Here is a 4,713-nt window from a genome sequence, read left to right on the forward strand (position 1 = left end):
TGGCGGACCGGGCGCGGGCGTTGCCAGAGCCCCTGCGGGCCGCTCTGGAGATCCCCCCGGCGGCCGGGGCGCCGCCGGCGGACTTCCCCGAACGATGGCGGGCTCTGCGGATCTGGGCCGCCTTCGGCGTCGCCCCCGAGCCGGGGTGGTTCCGGGGCTGTCAGGAGGCGGGCGCCTTTCGCTTCCACGCCATGGCCGCCCCGGTCTTCCCCCTGCCGTGGCGGGGGATCCAGGACGGGGAGCGCCTGCGCGTGCGCTGGCCGGGGCTCCCGGGCGCCCTGGCCGAGATCGGACCCGAGGGGGGGCGATGGCTGGCCCCGGCGCCGGCCGGCGACCCCCTCGACCGGGTGGGGGATCTGGTGAGGCTTCTCATAGGGGAAGTAGGGGAAGGGAACACGGCCCCCCCTGGCTGGCGCTGGCGTTCCCTCGCCGATCTCCCCCCCTGCCGCCCGGCGGCCCCTCGCCGGGCGGCCCTGCTGTCCCTTCCTCCCGAGGGCTGGTTGGAGCGGCGGGTCCACGAGATGCTGCAGCGGTGGGACGGGCGGTTCGCGGCGAACAGCCCGTCCGCTCTGGTGTATGCGGCCTGGCGCTGGGAGGTCCTCCGGATGGCGCTGGAAGGCCCCCTGGGGGAGGAAGGCCTGGCGTTGCTGGCCCTGCGGCGGTCGCCGGAGGCGATCCTGGAGGCCCTCCTGGCAGCGGAGGTCTCTGCGGAGATCCGCCGTGAGGCCTATCGGCGGGCCCTGGAGACCATCGGTCGGCGCTATGGCGATCTCCACACGATCTGGGAATGGGGGAAAGCCCACGCGGCCCCTTTCCGTCTCCTGGGGTGGGGGATCTCGGGGGAGCTCCCGGTGGGCGGCGACGCCGACGACCCGTGGCCCACGCCGATGGACCCCGCCCGGCCGTATCGGACGGCCTTCTGGCCCGCCATCACCGTCGAAGGGGGCTCTGGGCTGCGCCTGCGCACCGCGCCGGCGCCCCCGGGATGGGGATGGCCGTAGGTTAGCCCGGGGGGCCTGGCGGGGTGCGGCGGGTGAGGAGGGCCAGTTCCCGCTCCAACTCCGCCCGGCGCTGAGCGGCGGCCTGGCGTCCTTCCTCCAGGACCTGGGCCCAACGGGCCCGCAGTTTCTCCCGCAGGGCCGCGCCGGATTGCGGGGCGAACAGCAACGCCAGCCCGGCGCCGATGGCCCCGCCGAGCAGAAAACCACAAGACCAGAGCGCCAGCCGTCGCATCGGCGGCACCTCCCCGGGTATGTCTCTTCTCCATTTTAATGGATCCGCCGTTGACTGCCGCCACCCATGGATGCGCTGTGGAAGGGTCCCCGCTGTGTTAAGATAAGGACGGCCGCCCTTCCGGCGCCGCCCCGCAAGGGGTGGGGAGGGGGGCGTTGGGAGAAGTCAGAGGTGAAAGAGGGGGACGATGGGGATGGCCGTGCCGATGGCCGTCGCGGTCGAGGGGGTCGATCTCGCGGTGGCATGGAACTGGGAATACGACGCGCCTTTTGTGGCGATGCTCCGGGAAGCGTGCGCCGCGCGAGGCCTCACGCTCGGGGAGGTGACGCCGGAGCGCCTCCCGGTGGTCCTCTCGGCGGCGCGGGAGGGTCGCTGGCGATGCCGGGCCTTCCTGGACCGGGCCTCGGATTGGGACGAGGCCTTCGAGGAACTGGTGGACTGGGCGCGCGGGGCGGGGGTCTTCCGCCTGAACCCAACGGAGCGGGCGCGGGCGGCTTGGGACAAGGCAGCGATGCATTGGCGGTTCCAGGCGGCTGGCCTGCCCACCCCGGTGACGGTGATCCTCCCGGCATGGGAGGAGGCGCCAGAGCCCCTTTGGCCGGAGGATCTGGCCGGGGCATCATGGATCGCCAAGCCGGCCTTCGGCGGCGGAGGAGAGGGGGTGCGGCGGATCCACGGGCGGGAGGACCTGACCGCCCTGCGGATGGCCTTCCCGGATCAGCCCTTTCTGGTGCAGCGCTACGTCCGCCCGCGCCGGCTGGCCGGGCGCCCCGCGTGGTTCCGGGTGCTCTACGCGGTGGACACGCCCTTCCCGTGCTGGTGGGATCCCGAGACCCATCGCTATCGGCCCGTGACGGCGGCCGAGGCGGAGGCCTTCGGCCTGCAGCCCCTCTGGGACCTGGGGCGGCGCATCGCGGCGGTCTGTGGCCTGGACCTGTTCTCCACCGAGATCGCCATGGAGGAGGATGGAGGATTCCTGTGCATCGATTACGTCAACGACCCGATCGACACGCGGCCGCAGTCCCTGGCCCCGGAGGGGGTCCCCGATGAGGTCCTGCGCCGCATCGCCGACCGGATCGCCGAGGCCGTGGGCCGGAGGGCCGCATGCCCCTGATCATGGTGACCAACGACGACGGGATCCAGTCCCCGGGCCTGCGGGCCGCGGTGGCGGCCCTCGACGGCCTGGGGGAGGTCGTGGTGGTGGCCCCGCGGGATCAATGGTCGGGCGCCGGGCGGTGCATGCCAGCCACCTCCGAGGGCCGCATCTACCCGGAGGTCCTGGTGGTGAACGGGCGGCCGGTGCGGGCGTATGCGGTGGAAGGGACGCCGGCCCAGGTGGTGGACCACGCCTTCCTGGAGATCCTCCCCCGGCTGCCGGATTTGGTGGTCTCCGGGATCAACTACGGGGAGAACGTGGGCTCCGGGGTGACGATCTCGGGGACCATCGGGGCGGCCCTGGAGGCGGCCAGTTTCGGGGTCCCCGCCCTGGCCGTCTCCCTCCAAACACCCATCGAGCACCATCTGGGTTACTCCGAGGAGATCGACTTCCGCGCCGCCGGCCATTTCACCCGGCGGTTCGCCGAGGCGGTCCTCCGCCGGGCGCTGCCCTTCGATGTCGACGTCCTCAAGATCGACGTCCCGGCCTCGGCGACCCCCGAGACGCCGTGGCGGTGGACCCGCCAGTCGCGGCAGCGGTATTTCGTCCCCGTGCGGCCGATGCGCCGCCGCCCGACGGATCCGGGGCCCCTGGGCTATCGGGTGGAGGTCGATTTCGAGCGCCTGGAGCCGGACTCGGATGTCTACGCGCTGGTGGTCGATCGGGTGGTCTCGGTGACCCCCCTCAGCCTGGACCTCACATCGCGGGTGGGGGAGGAGGTGCTACGGGAATGGTGGGATCGGGCGCAGTGGGGGTGAGCCCGCCCTCCGCGGGGATTGGCCGCGGGGCGTGGGGGACGCTGTGGATGCTGTTCCTGCTGCTGATCATGCAGGGGGCGGCGGCGTGGACGGTGACGGTGGCCGGATGGACGGACGGGCTGGAGATCCTGCCCCCTGTGGCCCTAGGCGGGCTGGCCCTCGGGTGGCTGCTGGCCATCAGCCGGTTCCGCGGACCGGCGGCCCTTTTCCTCAACTTGGCCTACGGGACGGTCTGGGTGGGGCATCTGGCAGCCGGCCTGATCCGGGTGCCCACCTGGTCGCTGAAGTTGCAGTGGCTGGGCTACCGGCTCACGGTGTGGGCGATGGCGGCGCTGCGGGGGGAGCGGGGAAGCGACCCGTTGCCCTTCGTGGTCCTGATGGGGGCGCTGATCTGGCTGTCGGCCAGCGGGAGCGTGTGGTATTCCTTCCGGTCCATCCGGCCGTGGCGGGCGCTGCTGCCGGCCGGGCTGATCGGTTTCATCAACGCCTATTACTATCTAGGCCCGCGGCCCCTGACCCTCTTCCTCATCGCCTATCTCCTGGGCGCGTTGTTGTGGCTGGCCACTGTTCATTATGAGGAACAGCGCCAGCGCTGGCGGCTGGAGCGGGTGTGGTTCATGCCCGAGGTCGGGGTGGATATCCTGCGGGCCGCCGTGACGGTGGCGGTCCTGATCGTGGGCCTGGCGTGGCTGCTGCCGGCGGCCGGGCCCAGCGAGGCGGCGGCCCGGGCGTGGAGCGAGATCAGCCGGCCCCTGCGCCGGGGGCAGGAGACCTTCAATCGGCTGTTCAGCGAACTGCGCGCCCAGCGCCCGGCCTATGTCAGCCCCCTGGGGCGGTCGTTGCCCTTCGGGGGGCCGCGGCGCCTCAGCGACACGGTGGTGATGGAGGTGCGGGCCCAGGGGCCGGCCCGATATTGGCGGGGGATGGTCTACGACGTGTATACCGCCAACGGCTGGCTCTCCAGCGGGGAGGACGAGCGGAGCCTGCGGCCGATGGAGCCGCTGACGGCCCGCCCCCTCTGGGAGGGCCGGACGGTGGTCACCCAGACCTTCACCGTCTATCTGCCTGGGAACACCCTGATCTTCGCGGCGCAGCACCCCGTCGCGGTGAGCCTCCCGGCCGTCGCCGTGGGACGGTTCACCGCCACCGCGCACGACCTGATGGCGGCTCGCGCCCGCCGACCCTTCGGGGCCGAGGAGACCTATGAGGTCATCTCCTTGGTCCCCGTTCCCGACGTGGAGAGCCTGCGACAGGCTGGGACGGCGTATCCGGAGTGGGTGCAGCGGTATCTGCAGTTGCCTCCCAACCTGGACCCTCGGATCTGGCGCTTGGCAGAGCGGATCACGGCGGGCGCGCGGACCCCCTACGACCGGGCGGCGGCGCTGGAGGCGTGGCTGCGCCGGAACATCCGCTACAACGAGAACATCCCGGCACCCCCCCCCGGCCGTGACGGCGTGGTCTATGTGCTGTTCGACATCCGGCAGGGCTATTGCGATTACTACGCCTCGGCCATGGCCGTGATGGCCCGCGCCCTGGGGATCCCGGCGCGGGTGGTCAGCGGATACG

5 protein-coding genes are annotated in these 4,713 nt (G+C 72.3%); 4 read left to right on the top strand and 1 reads right to left on the bottom strand.

Annotation, left to right across the window (positions count from 1 at the left end; translation table 11 throughout):
* Positions 1-1,001: penicillin acylase family protein (locus C4313_RS11025; RefSeq protein WP_352429911.1), on the top strand; the 1,001-nt coding region annotated here is incomplete at its 5' end.
* Between the two features lies 1 nt (position 1,002).
* Here the strand turns inward: C4313_RS11025 and C4313_RS11030 are convergent.
* Positions 1,003-1,233, bottom strand: coding sequence for a YtxH domain-containing protein (locus tag C4313_RS11030; protein ID WP_352429912.1), 231 nt, complete (start codon positions 1,231-1,233; stop codon positions 1,003-1,005).
* Positions 1,234-1,420: 187 nt separating this feature from the next.
* Here C4313_RS11030 and C4313_RS11035 point away from each other — a divergent pair, with 187 nt between their 5' ends.
* From C4313_RS11035 to C4313_RS11045, 3 genes are all read left to right on the top strand, one after another.
* Entirely contained in the window at positions 1,421-2,347 is a 927-nt protein-coding gene (locus C4313_RS11035; RefSeq protein WP_352429913.1) for an ATP-grasp domain-containing protein, read from the top strand.
* The gene (gene surE, locus C4313_RS11040) at positions 2,338-3,147 is read left to right on the top strand and encodes a 5'/3'-nucleotidase SurE (protein WP_352429914.1); all 810 of its coding nucleotides are present in this window, start codon (positions 2,338-2,340) and stop codon (positions 3,145-3,147) included. Before C4313_RS11035 ends, surE begins: the two co-directional genes overlap by 10 nt.
* Positions 3,120-4,713, top strand: a 1,594-nt coding sequence (locus C4313_RS11045; protein ID WP_352429915.1) for a transglutaminase TgpA family protein, incomplete at its 3' end; no start/stop codon positions are given. The genes surE and C4313_RS11045, both read left to right, overlap by 28 nt.

The organism is Thermoflexus sp. (assembly GCF_040289485.1).
GTDB lineage: Bacteria > Chloroflexota > Anaerolineae > Thermoflexales > Thermoflexaceae > Thermoflexus.